The organism is Desulfoconvexum algidum (assembly GCF_055382125.1).
Window position 1 is genome coordinate 2,517,067 of sequence record NZ_AP042394.1, and the last position, 19,941, is coordinate 2,537,007.

Sequence of the window (19,941 nt, forward strand, 5' to 3'; positions counted from 1 at the left end):
CCTTGTTAATTATTCATAAGGACGAAAGCTAAATTTAATAGACTTCGGATCATTATAATCCCATTCATATTCTACAACATCAATTTTCTTTTCATGATATTTCGAAATTGTATCTTTTTTTTCCCTTTTATTTGATGGCCAAATCAACATTTTTTCAATATGGTTGGATATTTTTACTTTTCGACCAGTGCAATTTGTTAATAATTTACCAAACTCATTTTTGAATTTTAAAATTTCGTCACAAAATAATTCAAGTTGCTCTATCAATCTTCCTTGAGATCTATCGGATTTGAGTTCAATTAGGACCGGAGTGGCTTCGCCATCTTTTATCCCGAGCGCTAATATATCGCAACGATATGTTGGTTTATGATTATTATCACCTAAAGAGACTTCATCTAAAGAAAAAATTAGTTCATCATATTTATTGTTAAGGTTTAATATAGAATTTAGATCACCATTATTCAAAAGAGCTTGTTTAATAATCAGGCTTTGTATTCTACGTTCCTTTTTTTGTTTCCAAACATCTTCACTTAATGGAGTTGGAATTTTCCTAAAATGGATCGCAATGGTTGATAATTCATTAGAACCTTTATCAGAGAAACCGATCAAAGGTGTTTTATCATTTAAAGAAACTGCTCTCAAATCTTCACCTCTTATACGAATATAGCAATTCTCATTAAGTTTTTCTTTTTTTAAAAATTTATAACGTTCTTCTGCTTTTTTAGCCATTAATCCAAGACGGTAGACTATAATTTCATCACGTGATTTACTTTTATTCATTCTCATTCCTTTTCTTAAAGAGTAACAGAAAATGATCAACGGCAAGTATTTTCCCATACGTATTTTAAATGACGTCGATCAAAATATAATTGTTAAATTCCAAAGACAGTCATAACACAAAGCAATATTAATCAATAATATTTTCCATCGGGAAACCCATAATTATCTTTTTTGACTGCTATATTTTTTCACACAGGACTCATGCCTTTTTGTCAATTATAATAATCTGTTTGGTTGATTGACGGTGCAGTTTTCTCAAAAATCACCCTCCGCAACTTGCAAACAGATTATTCCCATTTCACGCCATTTATTGACCATACTGTTCCTATCTTCGAAAACCATTTCGACATCATTTATAAAATTAGCAATAAGTTCTGGCTTTACCAAAGTATCATGTCTGGTATCGCCATCTGGACGCATATGCAAATCATGATGGTGGACAGACAAATCATTTTTGATGAGCCAATTCATTGTCTTACCCCGTGTTTTTTCAAACCTCCCAGTCACAATTTTTATTTCACATGAAGATTTTTTTAACAATCTGAATATATCCGCTATTGGTTTGTTGACAGCATCCTCATCACAAGCCTCAAAAAAAGAATCCCAATCTTTTGGCAATTGTTTTAAAAATTGCTTTCTATCTCCCACTATTGATAATGTTCCATCTAAATCAAATACGACCATAATCACCTGCCCGAATAATGTCTTTTGCACCATACAAATGCAATAATTCAACTATATCTGTCGAGTTCTCTTCGTATGCCATATCAAGAATTGTCCTTCCATCATTATTTTTAATATTTGGATCAGTGCCATACTCCAGCAGCAATTTAATGATTTTTTTATCAAGGGAGCTAACCATGAAAATTGGAGTATTTCCATTCGCATCTACTCCATTGACATCTGCGCCTTGGTTGATTAACAGCTCAATAATTTTAACATTTTCATGGTTAACCGCCAAATGTAAAGGCGTTTGTCCGAAATCATCCTTTGCATTTATATCGACTCCTTGATCAAGCAAATTTTTAACACCTTCTATATTTTCATTTTCGATTTCGTTGCATAACATTAGGAAAGCACCCTCCAATTGGTTTTATTATTCTGTTATGGATGAATGGTGATAATCTCGTGGTTAGGAATTGGATCATTACGTTCCGAACCCGGATTTACAACATCCACACCGAAGATGTGATCTTTTTTGGCAACTGGATTTTCAACATGACCACAAAAAATATAACGTGGTTTGATAATTCCTTCAGACAGAGCATCATAAATTTCTTGATCGCCCAGATCTCTATGGTCCTTACCTTCTATAACTATTGAAGTCGCTGTTTTATAGGGAGGAACATGAGTTAATAAAATATCACAATCATAAAAATCAGATAGATTGCCACCAAGATAAGGTATACAGCCAAATTTAATTCCTTTAAAAACCCGAATTTGATTGTCAGTTGATAGTTTCGAATTCTTTATGCTATTTAACCACTCACATTCCCCAAAATCGTCCAGGTCATGATTACCACTGCAAATAAATATTTGTTTATCAAACGTTTTTATCCAGTTGGTTACCCATTTCGTTTGTTCCTCAAATCCATTTAAACGAAGATCTAAGAGGTCTCCGGTTAAACAAAGACAGTCATATGTATGTTTCTGAGATTCGATCCACTGGAATTGTGACTTCATAAAATGTAAATCCCCTGCTACAAGAACTTTCATTATACCCCTTTGTGATTTTTGAATGGTTTAGTAATAGGCTAACATGGATTGCCATTCTTAAAACAAATGGTTAAAAATTTCATAGACGCTTCAACGGATCATTCACTTCTCGTCATCGGCTTCCCATCTGGAGGTTTCTTTCAACTCATCTGCAAATATTTCATTGAGGTTAATAAATTTTTTAACCTCCTTAAAAAAGGTATCTTTATCTATTCCAACATTTTCATAAATCGGAAACGTTGCTATCGTCTCGATTAAAATTGTATCGATCATTATCTGCGTATTACCTGATGGGTCTAATTTTAAATACGGTTTAGCCCTATCATCAGAGTTTATTAGTTGAACGAGGGCACTTATTCTATTAATTATAGAATGGAATTTAAATTCACATTCGTCCTTGTCAGCTCCTTTTAGAACAGCTCCGCCGGATTCGTTCATGGGAGCATCATTCAAACTAAAATTTATATTTTTACCGGACTCCCCAACCAGTATAGTCTGATTTTTATTTTCAAAGCTATCAAGAACCATTTTATATATCATCTCTACATTACTTATTTGCATTGCGTATTGAAGTTCTTCAGGTTTAACAGGAAGATATTGAATAATCATTTTTACCTCCAAAATTTTTATGAGTTATGGATATCCATTTCAAGAACGGAGCCAAGTTGAAAATAATTCAATAAAAATATTCTAACTCTCTATAATCATATATTTTATCATCTTATTCGATTTCATGAGTTTGAGTTGAAAATATTGAAATAATATTAATTATTGACATTCAATAGCATAAATCAACATAGTGCCATGTGTTTTAAAAATATTTTTGACAATCTACAGAATGAAAGGGAATGGATATGGAAATAAACCTTATATGGCCCGAACTTGCCTTTATTAAATCGATAACAAAAGATCCTCTAACGAAAAAATCGATAGCTGGAAAATTAATTCAAAAGAATTGTCGCATTATTGAATCGGGAAGAAGTCGACTTCTATGTAATCTCCAGGAAAGATTAAAACAAAGGACATTAACAAAATTAAGAATATTTGTACCCCATATCTATGAAAAAGAACATGTGCAGATAAGGGCAGTAATTATCAATTTGTTTGAAAAATTTAATAATCTTAAAGTTTCATGGTTCCTTTTGAAAGATGACCCTGACACAAAAAAAGTGAGAAATCTTTTCCATCAAGGTTTTGAAAAACTGCATTTTTATGAATTAGAAATGAAAGATATCAAAGATGTTAATAGTAGAGATATAGAGGCTCGCTATTGCCTAACCAGGGCATTTCTCGGAAAAGTTAAAAAATCTGAAAAAAATGAAGTTGAAATCAAATTTGATATCGATGAATTAAAAAATGCCATCAAAGTTTACGTCGATGAGAAAGAATCGGATATCAAAGTTTCTGAGTATTTCAAGGAAAATATGCCTGGCATCGAAGGTTTTTCTAATCCGATGAACGAGTTAAAAAAAAGGATACATTCAATTGCCGATACTGAGCTTAATGTTTTAATAGATGGCGAGACAGGGGCAGGAAAAGAAGGGGTAGCTTTTTTTATCCACGATTTGAGCAAAAGAAAAAACCATAAATTTGAGGTAATCAACTGCGCACTTTTCACTGAAAACCATCTTGTTTCTGAATTATTTGGACATGTCCCAGGAGCTTTTACTGGTGCTTCACAAAAGGGTAGGTCTGGTTTAATTGAAGGACTTGATAAAGGGACATTATTTCTTGATGAATTGCCTGAAATGTCATTGCAAGGTCAAGCTATGCTTTTGCGGTTTTTGCAGGATGGAAAAATCAAACCGTTCGGTGCTGATAATTATAACAACAAAAAATATGATGTCAGAATAATTTCTGCCGGTCAACCTGAACTGTTAAAAGAGAAACTCAGAGAAGATTTGTGGTATCGAATTGCAGAGGTAAAGATCGATGTCCCACCCTTAAGAAAAATAAAAGAGGACCTGATGGCTCTTGTGGATCATTACCTTTATAAAAAAATGGCAACATCGGAAAAGCGGTATGAAGTTCAAGATTTTTTTATTAGAAAATTATCGTTATTCCAAGAATATAGTTGGCCAGGAAATATTAGACAATTTCTTGCTTTTGTAAAAAGACGTTTTGAGATTGGAGAAACCGAAGAAAGCATAATTGAAAAAGAACTTAAACTTTTAAAAAAAGATGAACTTCGAAAAGAAATAAATGATAGAAAAAATAAAAAAACTCTTCGAAATTTTATGAAAGATTTTGAATCTCTGATAAAAAAACATAGAGATGGTTTGCCCACTTCTGAGGATGTGAAATTGAGTTATACCTATTATGTATCTGAAGAACTTACTCCTGAAAAAACCCAAAAACAGGTTGCTGATAAACTAAAAATAAAAGAGGCAACCAGAACAAAACAGTACAAGCAATATTCTCAAAGAATAACGCAGAATAAATAAACGCTTTTAATTTGAGGATACAATTCCCTTGAAATTAGTGATATGTCTGATTCAAGAATAAATTAACGGTTTGTAACAATAAAAATATAGGATGACTTCAATGAATTTCACTGCCATAGACTTTGAGACAGCTACTGGGAAACGCCATAGTGCATGTGCTGTAGGAATGATAACTGTAGAAAACGGCAAAATCATAGATAAGTATGATGCTCTCATACAACCACCGAATAACGAATATTCTTGGTATAATACCAACGTTCATGGAATAACCGAAGATGACACCGCGAATGCTCTATTTTTTCCTGGTGTTTACCCTGAAATTAGAAAACGCCTTGCTGGGAAAACCATAGTAGCCCACAATGAAGCATTTGATAGAAGTGTTTTACAAAAAACGATGGAATATTATGATTTGGATTATTCAGAATTGAATATATCAAATCAATGGGAATGTACCCTAAAAATATACAGAGAAAAAGGTTATAATCCAGCATCATTAGATGTTTGTTGTAAGAGACAGGGAATAAAGCTCAATCATCATGAAGCCCTATCAGATGCGAGGGGTTGTGCAATGCTTTTTCTTAAACATAATATTTAAAGCAGAGCATATAAGGCAATTCAAAGATTACAGAACCGATAATCTCATTGTGGTTGTGATTAAAAATTGTGCACCTGAAAGAAGAGTTTCAATATCACAGCTCCTCTTTCCCTTCCCGCGCCTCTTCTTCGTCCCTTTTCTCAGCCATAGTATCAACCATATCATTAAACAGATGAATTGCTTCCGGCGAACTTATGCTGTTCTGATCAATCTTTACGCACAACCCAATTTTTAAAGCATGAAGGATCTGAAGGGGAATATCTTCCGGATTTTTATCCACCATTGAATTAATATGGTCCCAAGCTTGAGGGTTATTGCAGAAAGTTGAATCATCATCTGCGTATAAAGTCAGAGAAGACACCAGCAATATCATTGAAATTATAATTAATTTTTTCATAACTGGTTATTTTTTAACCATTGGGTTTGTTCGTTTTTTGCTTTTTTATAAACTGATTCATGAAGGTGGTTAAATACATCCCTTGCGGTTTCAAAGGTTATGGTGCCAGCTTCAATCTTTTTACAAAAACCTATTCTTACCGCATGAAGCATCTGAATATCCATGTCGTGAGGATATTTTTGGACAAGCTCATCCCATTCTTTCCAGGATTCTTTATCGTGACAGTAATTTTTCTCCTGATCCTGGGCAAAAATAGGTGCGCTTAAAATAATGAAAAGAAAAATTAAGATTATTTTTTTCATACCCCCCCCTTATATTTATTTCTGGTCCTCCTCAGGCGACGCCCAAATGATATGACTTGTATTCACAAAAAGAGTTTTATGTTTAACAGGATTATCCAAATCAGATTGATGAATGGTTGCATTTGATAAAACCAAAAATGGCTCTCTACCACTCGCAACAAGGTCACTCAATCTGTCATATGGTGGATCTCTATTGAGATTGATCTGTCCGTTGACCTGCGATCCATTAATGAGTTGAATCCTGATTATACGGTCTTTAGTCTCTTTGTTTGGTGATATTTCATATGTTGCTATGTCTTCTGTCATAATATGATCCTTTCTTGTCAGGGTTTACAAATACCACAGGGTCTATATTCCGCTTTAATCGCTGATTCTCTGTCAGGGAATATTTCTGTGCAGTTTTTACAATTGAAATGTTTGCAATCTGGTCTATGAAATACATGAGAATTTATATTCCCATGATAAGCACTTAAAATATTATAAGTAGTGGTACTTGATTTGCCTTTTCGATAGTCCCAGGGTGGTGTAGGATTTTTATCAATCCATAACCCAAGTTTATTTTCCCGGGCTTCGTGCTCAAGTTGTAACCAATCATTACAAAAAGGTCCTTTGCAATATCTTTTGTATACCCAAGCAAACCCATTTTTAATCAGCTCTTGATTCAAACATTTGTGGTCGACATACACTACGCCAACTGTCCTTCCATATCTGTCTGTATCATAAGCAACGACCTTAACCTGCTGATTAAAGGCCATGTCTGAAGTGAATTTTTTTGCTTTCTGGCCAAAGTCCTGTTTTTTCTCGGGAGTATCAACGCCGTATAGTCTGATTTTATATTGTTTGAAATTTTGAAGGACTGTTATGGTATCTCCATCAGCAATACCCACAACTTTTCCCTGGATGGTGGATTGTGCATGAGAAAGGCCGGCAAACAATAAGCAAACCATAAGATACAATAGGGTGTGATGGAATATTTTTAATCGTTGATCAAGCATGATGAAATTCCATGGTTGAATTGGTTGTGAACTTAGATTTTAAAAAGTTTACTAAGCATAGAAGGACTTGTCAATACGGTTATAAGAATGATTCCTCTGTTGCATAGCTTCCATATTCCTGGTATTGGATTGGCCTATTGAACAAATAAAATCAGGATAAAAATGACAGAACAAGTAGATCCAAAAATTTATGGCCTTCCATCACGAACCGTTTTAATGAAAAGAGATTCAGGAAAGTTTACCTTGGTCATGAATCGGAAAAGTAGGATTATCATGAAGGATGCCCTTACCATTATAAAAAAGATTGAAAAAATAAAAGAAAAAATAAAAGAAAAAATTCAAGGCGCTTCGGTAGTTTTACAAACAAACGCCCCTGTTTGCAGTAAATCAATTAAATTTTTGGAAGAGAATGGCGTTGATGTTGTTTTAAAAAATACCTGACGACAACTTAAAACCGTTATAAGTGAGAAAATATGGACAATTCCAATATTACAGAACCGATAATCCCGCCGATGCATAGCGATCCAAATCTGAAGTCGTACCGGTGTCCCCATTGCGGGAAATTTCTATTCAAAGGAAACGTCAAAAAGCTGAATATGGTGTGTCATCATTGTCAGAAAATGATAAGTGCTGATGGTAATGATCTAATCAATCCAACGCAAACCAAAATATAACAATCCAATTCCTTTTCTTCTAAAACAAAATTCTCTATTGATTGACAGAATATAGCTGAACATATATTCAATTATATCAGTTTCTGTCTTAAATTGGGAAACGCCACTGATATCTGCCATTTCAAAATATTATCATTGAATTAGGGGGAACGATGGACAAGTCATTAAAACCTTATAAGCTCTCGGTTACGCCAGGATACTATGATGCTCAGGGTAAGTATGTTCAGAATAGAAACGACTTACCAACTGATGCCCCAAGGAATCAGTGGACTGCAAAAATTGGTTCAATTGGTGATGCTATAGAAAAAGCAATTGATTGTGGGGAATATACAGTAAAGGAAATTGCATACTTGGCAAGCACTAAAACGAATAAGGTCTACAGTCATATACAATTTTTAAAAGAAAAAAAATTTGATGTGTTGAATGAAAATGGAATTATAAAATTCAATGAATAATTCTCTGTAGAAATCAATTCTCAATTTCATAATTGGATAACAATGAAAAAATACGCAATCATTTTGCTTTTATTCTTTATACCATATGTACCTTCCTTCGCTAACGATACCCCCAATATCCACCGCACCAAACTATTCACATATGGCGGTCTTCCAGTTGCCCAAAATGTAAGGTCTGATTTCACAATCCTTGTCAACACAGGATATGCTGTTGGTTATTCTGAAGAACTAAAAAATCCCTTATGGGCGGTATATCGATTGGGGAACAAAAAAACTGAATCAATCCAGGAATGGGAACGCCCTTGGACCTTTTCTGTTGATGCCAGGACGGATTCTAAAGTAACCCATGATGATTATACCAGTTCCGGATATGATCGAGGGCATATGATCCCAAATTTTGCGATGATGGAACAGTATGGACAAATGGCACAGGTTGAAACTTATTTAATGTCCAATATTTGTCCACAATCACCTTCATTAAACCAAGGTATTTGGAAACATCTCGAAACAAAAATAAGGGATGAAATTTCTCAAGATGATACAACGAATAGACAGGTTCATAGTGTTTATGTAATAACCGGTCCCATATTCAGAAAGAATCCACCTGACAGATTAGAATCTGGTGTTGCTATCCCTGATGAATTTTATAAAATTATTGCTTTCAAAAAAGGTTATCGAGGTACTTTAAAAGCTGTCTCGTTTATTTTCCCTCAGGCGCCTGAGACTAATGATTTTATGGATTATGTAACAACGATTGATGAAATTGAAAAACTGACTGGATTGGAATTTTTTCCGGAGTTGAGTGTTAGGAAGCAGAGAAATTTGGAGAGCAAGAAGCGGGGACTGGGATTGGAGGAAGTGCAATAGATGATTTGATTTTACTTCATGTAGGAACAGACTTCAAAACTAAATAATCGCTTTTTCCCAAAACCATTCCCCTGATTGATAAATACCATGAGTGCTCTTGAGGAACGCTAAGGACTAAATTCTATCCAGTCTATATTAAACAACCATCCAGACCCCCTGCCAGAAAATTTTAATGTAACATATTGTATCCCGGTAACATTACGTGTCAAATTACAGGATACAATTTTCCATTTTTCCCAATCGCCTGTACTTCTAACTACACACTTGCCAACAAATCCTTCATCTGATGTGTTGATTCGTATATATCCTCCTTTTGTATTGCTTGAAACCCTTGCTTTAAATGTTCTTATGCCTCCTTGTCCAAAATCGACAGGGCCATATTTAGCCCACCCTCCATTTTCTATCCAACCCAAACGAGCCCGCTTTTTGGACCCACTTTTAATATAGTCATTTGCTTTATATAATTCCAAAACATTTCCTGCTGGAATCTTAAGATCCCTGATAATCTCTGATTCTGGCCAAGGAGACATTTCTGCCTTGCCAGGATCTATCTTTATATCATCCCCGAATGCAGCTATAGAAGATAATAAAATGAGTATAACTATTAAGCTAATAACCCTAAAGCATGACCCGATTAGTGGAATAAAATTTTTAATATTCATGATTTGTGTTCTTCTTTTTTAGATCCTGTTTATTTAATAAATTCCTTAGTGTTGGTTCTAATTCATTACATCTTGACTCTTTCCAGAAAAACTCACTCTGCAATACTTTGCAGCTTAAAGAACTACCATACAAGTTAAGTGCTGATTCAATATATTTTTCCGCATCTTCTGGTTTGTCAGTTCTATATAAAGCTATCGCCATACCCACTAACTTGTCCGTATTTAATATTTTTTTTTGTCTTTTTGTAAATGTGTTAACTTCTTTTAGGTTTATCTTTTCCCAGTGTTTTAAGGCCTCCTCATAATCACCAAGATCAAATAACGTCCATGCTAAATTACTTTGACCAAAAAAGGAATCCTTGTCTAATCTAAGAGCAGTTTCATAATCCTTTTTAGCTTCCTTAAATTGGCTTAAACTATTGTGGGCTATTCCACGGTTTAAATAAGCCTCAAAGTAATCATCTTTTAATTTGATTGCTTTATTGAAGTCATCAATAGCTTTATCAAATTCGTGTAGCTTTAGATAGGAACGCCCTCTATAATTATAAGCCTTAGAATATTTAGAATTACGTTTGATGGCTTCGGTATAATCTACGATGGCTTGGGTAAATTTATTTTTTTCATTGTAAGCATTCCCTCGGTTCAAATAGGGAACTGGGCTCTTATCATTTAAACTGATTGCTTCGTTATAGTCATTGATTGCTTTGTCAATCTTATTGATTCTTTCATAACAAACAGCTCGATTATTATAAGCCATCTCTGAGTCTGGTTTGAGTTCGATTGCCTGGGTATAATCGGCTATAGCCTCATTAAAATTACCATTATTTAAGTATAAATTACCTCGAATATTATAAGCCTCAAAATTAGGATTGAAACCAATAGCAATAGAGCAGTCATTAATCGCTTGGTCAATCTTTCCATTATGAAAGTATGCAGCTCCGCGATATTGGTGTATCATTTCTGGATTATCCATCTCTTTCAAAACACTATACCTGCTTAATGCATCAGTGAACATAAGAATGGCATCTTCATAGTCTTTAGCTTCATAGCGGATTAGGCCAATCGCAAATACCGTAAGAAAACTTAAATTTCGAGAGGCTTGATCTCTAAGTTGTATAAAATTAACCCTTACATTATCAGAAGGATGTAATGAAATTTTTAAAGTTTCAAAAGAAGATTCTACAAACTTATTTATTTCCTTCCGCTTTAATTCAAAGAAAGCAGTTATTGCACTCATATTCCCACTATCACACCAACCATATAGGAGAATAGATGCTTTATGCTTATCAACAATATGGCGTGCGTTCTCTTGTGTTTTAATATCCTCTTCTAAAATTTCAACTTTTACGTCATCATATTTTTCTATTATGGTATTATTCAATTCATTTAAAATATTCTCCGCCACATGATTTTCACCTCCAAACTTTGCAATAAGGGTAAGAATTTTATCAGGAGGACGGTTTATATCATATATCCAATAGCCGATTCCAAAAAAGAAAAGAACAGGAAAAACAATAAAAACAGCAAGGGCACGACGGCGAACTCTTTGAGAGTATGCTGGATATTTTTCGGGGATGCCCATATCTTTGCCAATAATAACTTTGCTGAAATAAATATAACCAGAACCCAAAAATAATAAAATACTTCCTAAAACCATAAATATTATGACCACAGAGGAAAGCGTAGAGTCTTGAAACCATTTGATGGACGAACCTATGAGGGCCATGAGCCCCAGAAAGTTTGTCATCCAGAGTATGATGCGGTTAGAAATACTAAATAAATTTTTATTGGAATCATCTCGGCTCATAAATATTTTCCGTAACCACAGAAATCTAATTTGTTACCATTACCGCCTCATTGGTTTTGGCATTGGATCGGGAAGTGCACCTGGCCTTTTCGGAATTGGTTTTGGATCACCTGGCAATAAGGGATTTGGCATAGGATTAGGAAGTGCTCCTGGCGTTGGGTCACCCGGTAATTGTTTCTTTGGTTTTGGATTTGACAATGGTTTGCGAACTGATTGAGTCTTCATAATTTTTTCTCCATGTTCTTTGATGATGCATATTATTTGCTTCACCTGTTCAATGTCGAAATATTCGGGATGCTTTATTTCCGTTTGATATGAGTCTGTACAGGATTTAAAATCGTTTTTGAACTGTGTTCTGTAGAATTTCGGTAGAATAGAATTGAGAATGTATGATAAATAGAATAGTAATTTTCTCTAACTAATTTGGGTAACAAAAATAATATTCATTGTCAATCAGGGAAAACCTGATTTTTAATATTTTTTTTTGGTGTTCATAGGAAACGATAGGGAAAAGGTAAATAAACATTCAATTGAGAAAAAGCAAACCCAAACAAATCAGCCGTCCGTTAATAATCCATGAATCTTAGAATTGTTCAAACTATAAAAAATCCAAAAAAACAACCCCTCCTATCCACAAAGAGGGGTTATTTCATTACCACCAGCACCAACAGTTCAAGATCAGGTCACATGCACATACTCCATCGTCACACAAAGCAAATTATCATAATCTCCAGCCATGGCTTCATCCTGATATTTGAAAATATAATCCTTGTCGGCACCAGCTTTTAGCAAAGCATCTTTTACACGACCAATTATGGCGAAAGCATCACCGCTGGTATCAATGAGTTTCACAGTTGGTTTGATTTCTGGTTCTGTCATCATTTTATCTCCAGATTTTTTATGATTTATTGTTTGTTACAGGAAAGATTTTAAAGGTTAATAACCGGTCTGAAAGTTAAAAACTCCATCAGAAGTTAATAACCTCCAGCCAGTTAATAACAGTTAATGTCCGCTAAGATTTAGATGTAACCATTTTCGAACAACAGGTTCCGGATCATTCTTGTAATAGGCATACCGCCCATGGCTTTTGACCGGTTAACCAACGCCATCTTTTCCGATATCGTAAAATTAATTGTTATTTTTTGGGAAAGCTTTTCAGATCCTTTTTTAACAGGACGTCCACCTTCGTTCCCGGACAATTCCTTTAGAACCTGTCTGTCATTTTTTTTGAATATCGAAAGATCTGTCATGATTCCCTCTCTTTCATATATCCAATGATCAAATCGAATTGATCAGCAACCGCATTGAAATGGTATTTTTTCAATCCACCTTCAGATACCCAGGTATATTTTGATTTAATATCATCCATCTATTTTATTAACCTCTCATTACATTAGTTTCAACTAAAACGGTGTAAAAACCTCTCTCCCATCCCTGGCATCAAATAAAATCTGGGAAACTTTCCGTCCCCCAGCTGTATCATGAAATCCTTGAGTATGGACTATTTTGTTTTCACCTGGATTGAGATCTGAATCGAGCCTTGGATTAGATTGATCCTTTCCTATACATTTCCTGATTTCAGCCCGTTTCTCTTCAGATAGATACATGAGGTGCCCCCGTTTCAGATTATGGCGAATATGGAACTGAGTTTGCTAAGGGTATATTGCACTTGGGGGTGAGGAATTCAAGGATTATTGGATGATATTTTAGAATATAATTTTCTAAAAGGTCTTGATATCCGCTATCATTTCATATAGTTCTTTTTGTGGGTATATATTTGAATTATAAAGGTTAATATTCCTTTGCTAAATATCACCAAATTCTCCTATTGTTGATATATCCTGTAATATATATGTCAAATAAATATAAAACCTATCGAACATGACCTAAACAAAAAGCATATAGAGAACTATAGGTATAGAAGGTGTCAATATAATTATTTTCAAGTGGAATAAAAATCATGAAAAATAACAAACAAATTGTTTTGATTTTTGTTAGCATTCATTTTTTGTTTATGATTATTTCATTATGGTCTTTAATTAAATTACATAGTTTTTTTTCGGTAAACAGTTATGTAGAATCTCTCTTATTATTAAGTTCTTTTTCCTTTCTTTTTTCACGATACATATCTGGTAAGATACTCACAAAATACTATGATAATGGTTACAATTATTCAGAAAAGCGATTTTGTTATGATAATTTGATTGTAAACATAAGTTCTAAAATAATTCGTCCATTATCCCAGAATGTTTCCATTGCTCTTTTTATACTATTGATTTATAAACATTTACCTGTCGAACACATTGGCTTATTTGCAAACCTAATTTATGAGTCATATCAAACCATTAACAAAAATAATGCCACAAAATTAATTATATTTTTTCCAATTTTGATCGTATGCCTTTTAAGTATTTATGATTTTATCAAATACGAACAATTTAAAAATATAAAAAGATATTTGGATATTTTTTTTTTACCCTTAAAAATTATAGCGATTATGGTTTTTTTTATTCATATTGATCAAGGAATTCGAGACCAAACTATATACTATAAAATCAATAATGAAATTATCAAGATTTTAAAAGTGGATGCACAAAAAATAAAACCGACACTAATTAACCAAGAAGAAAATAAAATATTAATAAACAAAGCGATCGACCTATATGTTGATTATATTCTGGATGATTTAGAAAAAACTCATGTAGAAGAGGATGAAACTAAAGCAATAACAAATTGCTTTGTTGATTTTAATAAAATTAATAGAGTTTTAAATCGATTAAAACGTATCCCAGAATATTTTGGAAAGATCGAACTTCAAGTATATGAAGATATACGAAATAACGTAAGGTTTAGCAACGATACAAATGAGTATTTTTCAGAATCAAGAAAAAAATTTACTGGAGTGGGATTTGAAGTTCAAGAAATTTATAAAGGGACAAAAAAGGGTAAAAAATCAAGCTCCGATCAAGATGAGTATTTTTCACAAACGAAGAAAAAATTTGATGATAAAAATAGAGAATCGATTGAAACTTACAGTCCTCCTATTAATTGTGAAAACAGCACTCTTTCTGAGAAATTGAGCAAACAACCAAAGAGTTTTTGGGAAAATTTTATAAATATAATGACTGAAGAGAGAAGCATTAGAACCACATCTATCAATGAGAAAGGGGAGAAGATTGAAATATTAAAAGATATTATTAAGGGAATGATTCTACAGTACATTCCGATTGGAGATTTGAGCAACTATTTACCACTTCACATAATAGTTAGCACATATTCTATTGAATATATAAAAGATAATATTGGGCAAGAAATCGCTAAAGGGTTTATGCTCTTGATGGGTAATGACAATTTAAATAGAAAAAATTTATATTCAATCAAAAGAAATTTCATTAAAAATAATAGCGAAAGTTACGCTATGGCTAATAAATTGATTAAAAAGAATAGAGATATATTTAATTATTATTATCAGGAACTGAACACAAATCTATCGGAAAATATTTTAAATCAAATCCCAAAATCAAATCACAAATCAAGGTACTTAGGAAGTTTAAAACAAAAAATAGCAAAGAATGAGAAATTGATTGATGAATGTAGAAATTATAAAAAAGATATGGAAAAGCGACTCGACTCTGCTGAAAATCTTCTCGACTATTCGGAAAAGCTCCTTGACATTGAAAACAGCCCTGAATATCTAAAGCAATTTAATAAAATATTTACAAAAGACATTCTTTTAGCAATATTTGAAACCGAAAGTAGCAACTCAAAAATACTCAGCGAATATTCTTCAACTTTGGATCCAACAGAAAGAGATTTTTTTAAATCACTTCAAAATATACTGATAGAATTAAAAAAAAGAAAATACATAGAACATAGCAATAACACTTCTCAGATATTTAAGGGAATAAGAAAGTTTGCATTTAGCAATATTGATAAAATTAAAAAAGGAATTGAAAAAATTGAAAAAATAATTGAAAAGGAATTAATAGAAATTCGTTTGACCAATATGGTATTGGACAGCCCGAATCTATTAAATAGCCATCATTTCTTAAAAAATAAGTTTAGTCCTGGAGGGATTTTTGTAGGTAAACAACTCAAAATAAATAATTTTGATATTGATCAAATAGAAACCATTTATAATAGTCCTGGAAATTTCAATGCAATGATATCTTCAAAAAACCAAAAAAATCTCTTTATAGAAAATATAAATCCCAAATTATACTTATCAGCCCTAAAATTTGTTTTTGCACATGAAAAAAATCTTGTATTAATTGCAGCATTTTTTGATTCAAAAAAAAATAAACAATATGCGTTTAACAAGGTTTTTCTATCAGATGAAGAGTTTATGCAGGACTTAAAAAATGCAGACGAGTTTATTTTTAGAATACTTAAAAGCAATAATATTACTCCTAATGAAGAAAAAAGATTTAAAAAATCAATTTCAAATTATAGTAAGTCACCTCAAAAACCTAAAAGAACTGTAGACTTATCACGAGTATATGATAATAATTATTATTCCACATTAGAAAATGATAAATTAATCATTTCACCTCAATTCACGTTTAGTGTTGTATCTAAAACTAATAATATAAATAAAAGGTATATTGAACTAAATACCATTTCAGAAGACTTTAATACATCTCATGACTGGATTATTAAAAATAATTATTATTTTAAAAATTTAAACGATTTTGCAATTTACCAATCAATCCTAAAAGGTGTAAATAAATCAAAAGTTGATATTTTAGATTTGGTTTTATATTATCACGATTTCGTTTCTACAAATATCGATAAATCTCAGTCAGCTAATTGATTTTAATTTAATTTAAATGTAATGACCGACTCCAAACATGAACCGGTCTTTTGATCTAAAAAATATAATCTACTAAAAATTTACATTCAATAGAGATGGTAGATTAAATTTTTCTCCATTATTCCTGTTATTTATAGTTAGCACCTTAACACCTCCATCAAGCTCATCCTCATCCTCACTATTTTCAACCATTTCACTGTCATCAAAGGTGTTAAGGTCAGCATCATCTTCAGCACCAGCACTTAACAGCTCATCACCCGAATCCAGCTCCAGATTATAAAATTGATATAACTCACCGCCTACAACCCAACTTGGATCTCCAGTCAATTCAAACGGTGTTGGTAAACGATTAACGCCGACAACTTTCAGATAAGCTTTTCCAGAATGCTTCATCTTTTTCAGATCCTTCTCATTCTTTATCCCCACACCCTGGTCATCACACCAAATCAAAACGCCTTTTTCCAGCCAGTTTTTTGACCAGGATGTAATTGCGGAGCCAGAGACATCCTCAACTTTTTCAAGATTTTTTGGAAGAATAGGACCCTTTCTATCAACAACCTGAATTCTTCTATCTGTATATTTCCCACCACCCAGACTTTCTCTGAAGGCACTATCCACCAATTGATACGCCAGAGCATAATCCTGGATCTCTGCTATAAGACGTCCCTGGTCATCTTTTTGACGTTGTTTCTGATGGATTAAGCTAATGGTCTTGATCGATATCAAAACCCTTTTAAACGCCCGTCTTGCTGATATGGGAAGGTCACCGCCCTGGACAAGGAATGCATGAATTTCAGGTGCAAAGGGAATCACAATATCCATAACCTCAAGGGAATCATGAAAAACACGCCAAACCTGAATTTCTTTTTCATCTATTGTATCAAGAACCCCTGATGCCTGTTGAGCTTCAATGGAAAGAACGTCACTTGTCTGTTTTGAAGTTATATTCGGTTGAATGCTGAACATCCTGTCATCAAGCTGCTTTTCAAGAGATGTATATATTGACGTTGTGATCAATGGTGTGGGACCATAAACAGTCTGTTGCTTTGTAAATTTATTACCATCCCCATCATACGAGGTGTATTGATAGGTGACAGACCCGTCAGAGAGCAGACAGCGGACAACATGAGCAAATTCAGTATCACTTGTTGGAATGACACCAGATGAACATGCAACTATTCTTAACAGGTGGCTTTCAATCCGATACGAATACGGGATAAATAAAGCCGATGTAGTAAAATGGGTTGTAAGTATTACAGGAATAGCTGCTCTTTTTGTTTTGTTTTTTTTAATGCGGAACAGACGTCTAAAAAAGGAAGTTAACTTTCGGAAAAATATGCAGATGCAAATACAGGAGAAAGAGAAAGCGCTTCGTTTATCTCTGGATGCAGCAAAAGCGGGTACATGGACATGGGATGTTCTGACTGGTGAGGTTATTTGGGACGATCAGATGCAAAGTATTTTTGGAATCGAACCTGGAACCTTTGGCGGCACGTTTGATGCTTGGAAAGAACGTGTTCATCCGGATGATCTACAGTATGCTGAACAAGCGACTTTAGATGCCCTGGAGCATGATAAAAGATATGAATATGAATACCGGGTTACCCATCCATCCGTACTAATATACTGTTCAATGACCATAAAGCAAAAACGATCTTTTTTTTTGTGATTTTATCTAAAAAAATACTAAATCTAATATTAATTGAAAAGGCAGATTAATCTATTCTCTTTGATCAAATAGTTTTCTATTGAGTTTTTGGTATCAGTTCCAGCTATGGCATGGTGTTTTGAGCCTCAGACAAGATCGGAACTGAATACATTTTGACAATTATATATCGAGTTAATTTTAGTCATAATTTGTTAAGAAATTAACAATTATTGTCAAAATATTCTTTTTGAGGGTGGCAGAAGTATAGAAACCCTGATTTATTTGGTTTGGTATATTATTTGCTATTCTTAGACAAGATTCCTCTTCAAAAAGTTATATTAGGTGTTTTGGAGATAAAACATTTAGCTAAAATATAAATAATAGTAGGAAAAGAGTTATGAAATTCAAAACCCATAAAAAGAAAATTGGTGTGCTTGGTCTTAGAGAAGCTGGGAAAACAGTATTTATAACTTCCTTAATTTCACAAATTGAAAATAGTATAGAGGCTGAAGGAAGAGTTTTTAAAGATATCACTGCTTATGTCCCTTGGGATAATAACACATTTGAATATAAACAATATCGTGATGCTTTTTCTCACCAAGAGTGGCCAGAGAAAACGAAAGAAAAAACAAGTTTCAAGTGTTCATTTGAATATAAAAAATGGAAATATAAGGATGTCAATTTAGAACTCATTGATCTTCCAGGAGAACGAATTTCCGACTATTTAATGTTAGCTAACACAAACTTTGATGATTGGTCCGATGCCATATTAAGCGATCTTAGTATACCTCGAAAAGTTAGAGAACATTATTCAAAATATATAAATTATTGCTCAAATGGTAAAGTTAATGAATCCACCATAATTATGAATTATAAAGAATTGTTGTATCATTTTGCAGACAATTATATTACCAGCAGCATATCACCATCTACATTTAATTTAGATCAAGAAGGAAAACCAATTAAAAGGTGTAAAGATATAAATTCATTGTTGAATCGAAGGTATGTTGGGATTGATGCAGAAAATCAATTTGCACCTATCCCTAAAAGCGTTATCACAAAAATAAATGAAAAACATAAAAAGAAATCGAGAAAAGAAAAGAAAACATGTGCCGATTACCAATTATTGAAATTATTTAGAAAAAGATATGAATTATATCGAGACAAAATCGTAATACCAACTTTCAAAGATATTGCTCATTGTGATACTATAGTTGTTCTTGTTGATATTCCAGATATTTTAAGCAGTGGATATCACAAATATAATGATATCCAACGCTATGTGCAACATCTTGTAAAGTGCCTCAACCCTCAAAGCCCTATGTACAGAGCACTTAGAATATTTTCAAGTAAAATTTCAAGTAGAATCTCTACAATTGCATTCATAGCAGTGAAGGCTGATCTCGTCAGAATTGGAGATATAGGAAATCTAAAAGAATTATTGAAAAAATGCATTAAAAATAAAATGTCTGTGATTCAAAATGTAAAACAGCATTATTTCGTTGTTAGTTCAGCCACTGCAACGATGCCAGTTGAAAATAACCCAAATATTTTAGTGGGGAACCCCACAAAGGCGATGAAAGATGGGGAACCAATCACTCGTGATAAAAATGATAAAAATATAGGGTTTGAAGTACCCCAAATAGATAATCAATGGCCTGAAGACAACTGGGCAGTAGAAAATTATGTATATCCAGAATTGTTTCCTTTTATTTCCAGAAGAGAGGATGCCCCATTAAACCATATAAACATTGATAAGGTTTTTGAGCTTTTCTTAGAGAAATAA

Annotated in this window: 23 protein-coding genes; 8 read left to right on the forward strand and 15 right to left on the reverse strand. The window is 33.2% G+C overall.

Annotated features, from left to right (window positions below; all coding sequences use genetic code 11):
• Positions 1-9 precede the first annotated feature (9 nt).
• From ACZ45G_RS11555 to ACZ45G_RS11575, 5 genes are all read right to left on the reverse strand, one after another.
• Complete coding sequence (locus ACZ45G_RS11555) at positions 10-780, reverse strand: hypothetical protein (protein WP_464178207.1); 771 nt, start codon at positions 778-780, stop codon at positions 10-12.
• Positions 781-1,035: 255 nt separating this feature from the next.
• The gene (locus tag ACZ45G_RS11560) at positions 1,036-1,464 is read right to left on the reverse strand and encodes a phosphatase domain-containing protein (RefSeq protein WP_464178209.1); all 429 of its coding nucleotides are present in this window, start codon (positions 1,462-1,464) and stop codon (positions 1,036-1,038) included.
• Entirely contained in the window at positions 1,451-1,849 is a 399-nt protein-coding gene (locus tag ACZ45G_RS11565) for an ankyrin repeat domain-containing protein (RefSeq protein ID WP_464178211.1), read from the reverse strand. The genes ACZ45G_RS11560 and ACZ45G_RS11565 overlap by 14 nt, the downstream gene beginning before the upstream one ends.
• 35 nt (positions 1,850-1,884) lie before the next feature.
• Positions 1,885-2,496, reverse strand: a complete 612-nt coding sequence (locus tag ACZ45G_RS11570) for a metallophosphoesterase family protein (protein ID WP_464178214.1) — start codon at positions 2,494-2,496, stop codon at positions 1,885-1,887.
• Between the two features lie 102 nt (positions 2,497-2,598).
• A complete protein-coding gene (locus tag ACZ45G_RS11575) occupies positions 2,599-3,105 on the reverse strand; it encodes a hypothetical protein (RefSeq protein WP_464178216.1) in 507 nt (168 codons plus the stop codon).
• 245 nt (positions 3,106-3,350) lie between these two features.
• Here ACZ45G_RS11575 and ACZ45G_RS11580 point away from each other — a divergent pair, with 245 nt between their 5' ends.
• Both ACZ45G_RS11580 and ACZ45G_RS11585 read left to right on the forward strand, forming a co-directional pair.
• Positions 3,351-4,940: a sigma-54-dependent transcriptional regulator gene (locus ACZ45G_RS11580; protein WP_464178218.1), complete on the forward strand. Its 1,590-nt coding sequence runs from the start codon at positions 3,351-3,353 to the stop codon at positions 4,938-4,940.
• A gap of 100 nt (positions 4,941-5,040) precedes the next feature.
• The gene (locus tag ACZ45G_RS11585; protein WP_464178220.1) at positions 5,041-5,535 is read left to right on the forward strand and encodes a 3'-5' exonuclease; all 495 of its coding nucleotides are present in this window, start codon (positions 5,041-5,043) and stop codon (positions 5,533-5,535) included.
• 94 nt (positions 5,536-5,629) lie between these two features.
• Here ACZ45G_RS11585 and ACZ45G_RS11590 read toward each other — a convergent pair whose 3' ends face one another.
• The 4 genes from ACZ45G_RS11590 to ACZ45G_RS11605 are packed head-to-tail and all read right to left on the reverse strand — an operon-like array spanning position 5,630 to position 7,229.
• A complete protein-coding gene (locus ACZ45G_RS11590; protein ID WP_464178222.1) occupies positions 5,630-5,932 on the reverse strand; it encodes a hypothetical protein in 303 nt (100 codons plus the stop codon).
• Positions 5,929-6,234 (reverse strand): hypothetical protein, encoded by a 306-nt coding sequence (locus tag ACZ45G_RS11595; RefSeq protein WP_464178225.1) that lies wholly within the window; start codon positions 6,232-6,234, stop codon positions 5,929-5,931. Before ACZ45G_RS11595 ends, ACZ45G_RS11590 begins: the two co-directional genes overlap by 4 nt.
• 15 nt (positions 6,235-6,249) lie before the next feature.
• The gene (locus ACZ45G_RS11600) at positions 6,250-6,540 is read right to left on the reverse strand and encodes a DUF6812 domain-containing protein (RefSeq protein WP_464178227.1); all 291 of its coding nucleotides are present in this window, start codon (positions 6,538-6,540) and stop codon (positions 6,250-6,252) included.
• Positions 6,541-6,557: 17 nt separating this feature from the next.
• Entirely contained in the window at positions 6,558-7,229 is a 672-nt protein-coding gene (locus ACZ45G_RS11605) for a thermonuclease family protein (protein ID WP_464178229.1), read from the reverse strand.
• A gap of 162 nt (positions 7,230-7,391) precedes the next feature.
• Here ACZ45G_RS11605 and ACZ45G_RS11610 point away from each other — a divergent pair, with 162 nt between their 5' ends.
• From ACZ45G_RS11610 to ACZ45G_RS11620, 3 genes are all read left to right on the forward strand, one after another.
• On the forward strand, positions 7,392-7,670 hold the full coding sequence (locus ACZ45G_RS11610) for a hypothetical protein (RefSeq protein WP_464178232.1): 279 nt from the start codon (positions 7,392-7,394) through the stop codon (positions 7,668-7,670).
• 385 nt (positions 7,671-8,055) lie between these two features.
• Positions 8,056-8,358 (forward strand): hypothetical protein, encoded by a 303-nt coding sequence (locus ACZ45G_RS11615; RefSeq protein ID WP_464178234.1) that lies wholly within the window; start codon positions 8,056-8,058, stop codon positions 8,356-8,358.
• Positions 8,359-8,400: 42 nt separating this feature from the next.
• Positions 8,401-9,225 carry a DNA/RNA non-specific endonuclease gene (locus ACZ45G_RS11620; protein ID WP_464178236.1) on the forward strand — a complete coding sequence of 275 codons (825 nt, stop codon included), beginning with the start codon at positions 8,401-8,403 and terminating at the stop codon, positions 9,223-9,225.
• Between the two features lie 107 nt (positions 9,226-9,332).
• Here ACZ45G_RS11620 and ACZ45G_RS11625 read toward each other — a convergent pair whose 3' ends face one another.
• From ACZ45G_RS11625 to ACZ45G_RS11645, 5 genes are all read right to left on the reverse strand, one after another.
• Positions 9,333-9,887: a carbohydrate-binding protein gene (locus ACZ45G_RS11625; RefSeq protein WP_464178238.1), complete on the reverse strand. Its 555-nt coding sequence runs from the start codon at positions 9,885-9,887 to the stop codon at positions 9,333-9,335.
• The gene (locus tag ACZ45G_RS11630) at positions 9,877-11,694 is read right to left on the reverse strand and encodes a tetratricopeptide repeat protein (protein WP_464178240.1); all 1,818 of its coding nucleotides are present in this window, start codon (positions 11,692-11,694) and stop codon (positions 9,877-9,879) included. The genes ACZ45G_RS11625 and ACZ45G_RS11630 overlap by 11 nt, the downstream gene beginning before the upstream one ends.
• A gap of 678 nt (positions 11,695-12,372) precedes the next feature.
• Complete coding sequence (locus ACZ45G_RS11635) at positions 12,373-12,576, reverse strand: hypothetical protein (RefSeq protein WP_464178242.1); 204 nt, start codon at positions 12,574-12,576, stop codon at positions 12,373-12,375.
• Positions 12,577-12,713: 137 nt separating this feature from the next.
• Entirely contained in the window at positions 12,714-12,944 is a 231-nt protein-coding gene (locus tag ACZ45G_RS11640) for a hypothetical protein (protein WP_464178243.1), read from the reverse strand.
• On the reverse strand, positions 12,941-13,063 hold the full coding sequence (locus ACZ45G_RS11645) for a hypothetical protein (RefSeq protein WP_464178244.1): 123 nt from the start codon (positions 13,061-13,063) through the stop codon (positions 12,941-12,943). Before ACZ45G_RS11645 ends, ACZ45G_RS11640 begins: the two co-directional genes overlap by 4 nt.
• 591 nt (positions 13,064-13,654) lie before the next feature.
• Here ACZ45G_RS11645 and ACZ45G_RS11650 point away from each other — a divergent pair.
• The gene (locus ACZ45G_RS11650) at positions 13,655-16,507 is read left to right on the forward strand and encodes a hypothetical protein (protein WP_464178245.1); all 2,853 of its coding nucleotides are present in this window, start codon (positions 13,655-13,657) and stop codon (positions 16,505-16,507) included.
• Positions 16,508-16,579: 72 nt separating this feature from the next.
• Here the strand turns inward: ACZ45G_RS11650 and ACZ45G_RS11655 are convergent, their stop codons facing one another.
• Positions 16,580-17,524, reverse strand: coding sequence for a hypothetical protein (locus ACZ45G_RS11655; protein ID WP_464178248.1), 945 nt, complete (start codon positions 17,522-17,524; stop codon positions 16,580-16,582).
• A gap of 136 nt (positions 17,525-17,660) precedes the next feature.
• Between ACZ45G_RS11655 and ACZ45G_RS11660 the strand changes: the two genes are divergently transcribed.
• Both ACZ45G_RS11660 and ACZ45G_RS11665 read left to right on the forward strand, forming a co-directional pair.
• Entirely contained in the window at positions 17,661-18,176 is a 516-nt protein-coding gene (locus ACZ45G_RS11660; RefSeq protein WP_464178250.1) for a PAS domain-containing protein, read from the forward strand.
• A gap of 376 nt (positions 18,177-18,552) precedes the next feature.
• Positions 18,553-19,941: a YcjX family protein gene (locus ACZ45G_RS11665; protein ID WP_464178252.1), complete on the forward strand. Its 1,389-nt coding sequence runs from the start codon at positions 18,553-18,555 to the stop codon at positions 19,939-19,941.

What these genes read in the sequence shown, in the direction of transcription:
- ACZ45G_RS11555 (WP_464178207.1), bottom strand. Translation starts at nt 780, where the DNA reads ATGAATAAAAGTAAATCACGTGATGAAATTATAGTCTACCGTCTTGGA.
- ACZ45G_RS11560 (WP_464178209.1), bottom strand. Translation starts at nt 1,464, where the DNA reads ATGGTCGTATTTGATTTAGATGGAACATTATCAATAGTGGGAGATAGA.
- ACZ45G_RS11565 (WP_464178211.1), bottom strand. Translation starts at nt 1,849, where the DNA reads ATGTTATGCAACGAAATCGAAAATGAAAATATAGAAGGTGTTAAAAAT.
- ACZ45G_RS11570 (WP_464178214.1), bottom strand. Translation starts at nt 2,496, where the DNA reads ATGAAAGTTCTTGTAGCAGGGGATTTACATTTTATGAAGTCACAATTC.
- ACZ45G_RS11575 (WP_464178216.1), bottom strand. Translation starts at nt 3,105, where the DNA reads ATGATTATTCAATATCTTCCTGTTAAACCTGAAGAACTTCAATACGCA.
- ACZ45G_RS11580 (WP_464178218.1), top strand. Translation starts at nt 3,351, where the DNA reads ATGGAAATAAACCTTATATGGCCCGAACTTGCCTTTATTAAATCGATA.
- ACZ45G_RS11585 (WP_464178220.1), top strand. Translation starts at nt 5,041, where the DNA reads ATGAATTTCACTGCCATAGACTTTGAGACAGCTACTGGGAAACGCCAT.
- ACZ45G_RS11590 (WP_464178222.1), bottom strand. Translation starts at nt 5,932, where the DNA reads ATGAAAAAATTAATTATAATTTCAATGATATTGCTGGTGTCTTCTCTG.
- ACZ45G_RS11595 (WP_464178225.1), bottom strand. Translation starts at nt 6,234, where the DNA reads ATGAAAAAAATAATCTTAATTTTTCTTTTCATTATTTTAAGCGCACCT.
- ACZ45G_RS11600 (WP_464178227.1), bottom strand. Translation starts at nt 6,540, where the DNA reads ATGACAGAAGACATAGCAACATATGAAATATCACCAAACAAAGAGACT.
- ACZ45G_RS11605 (WP_464178229.1), bottom strand. Translation starts at nt 7,229, where the DNA reads ATGCTTGATCAACGATTAAAAATATTCCATCACACCCTATTGTATCTT.
- ACZ45G_RS11610 (WP_464178232.1), top strand. Translation starts at nt 7,392, where the DNA reads ATGACAGAACAAGTAGATCCAAAAATTTATGGCCTTCCATCACGAACC.
- ACZ45G_RS11615 (WP_464178234.1), top strand. Translation starts at nt 8,056, where the DNA reads ATGGACAAGTCATTAAAACCTTATAAGCTCTCGGTTACGCCAGGATAC.
- ACZ45G_RS11620 (WP_464178236.1), top strand. Translation starts at nt 8,401, where the DNA reads ATGAAAAAATACGCAATCATTTTGCTTTTATTCTTTATACCATATGTA.
- ACZ45G_RS11625 (WP_464178238.1), bottom strand. Translation starts at nt 9,887, where the DNA reads ATGAATATTAAAAATTTTATTCCACTAATCGGGTCATGCTTTAGGGTT.
- ACZ45G_RS11630 (WP_464178240.1), bottom strand. Translation starts at nt 11,694, where the DNA reads ATGAGCCGAGATGATTCCAATAAAAATTTATTTAGTATTTCTAACCGC.
- ACZ45G_RS11635 (WP_464178242.1), bottom strand. Translation starts at nt 12,576, where the DNA reads ATGATGACAGAACCAGAAATCAAACCAACTGTGAAACTCATTGATACC.
- ACZ45G_RS11640 (WP_464178243.1), bottom strand. Translation starts at nt 12,944, where the DNA reads ATGACAGATCTTTCGATATTCAAAAAAAATGACAGACAGGTTCTAAAG.
- ACZ45G_RS11645 (WP_464178244.1), bottom strand. Translation starts at nt 13,063, where the DNA reads ATGGATGATATTAAATCAAAATATACCTGGGTATCTGAAGGTGGATTG.
- ACZ45G_RS11650 (WP_464178245.1), top strand. Translation starts at nt 13,655, where the DNA reads ATGAAAAATAACAAACAAATTGTTTTGATTTTTGTTAGCATTCATTTT.
- ACZ45G_RS11660 (WP_464178250.1), top strand. Translation starts at nt 17,661, where the DNA reads ATGACACCAGATGAACATGCAACTATTCTTAACAGGTGGCTTTCAATC.
- ACZ45G_RS11665 (WP_464178252.1), top strand. Translation starts at nt 18,553, where the DNA reads ATGAAATTCAAAACCCATAAAAAGAAAATTGGTGTGCTTGGTCTTAGA.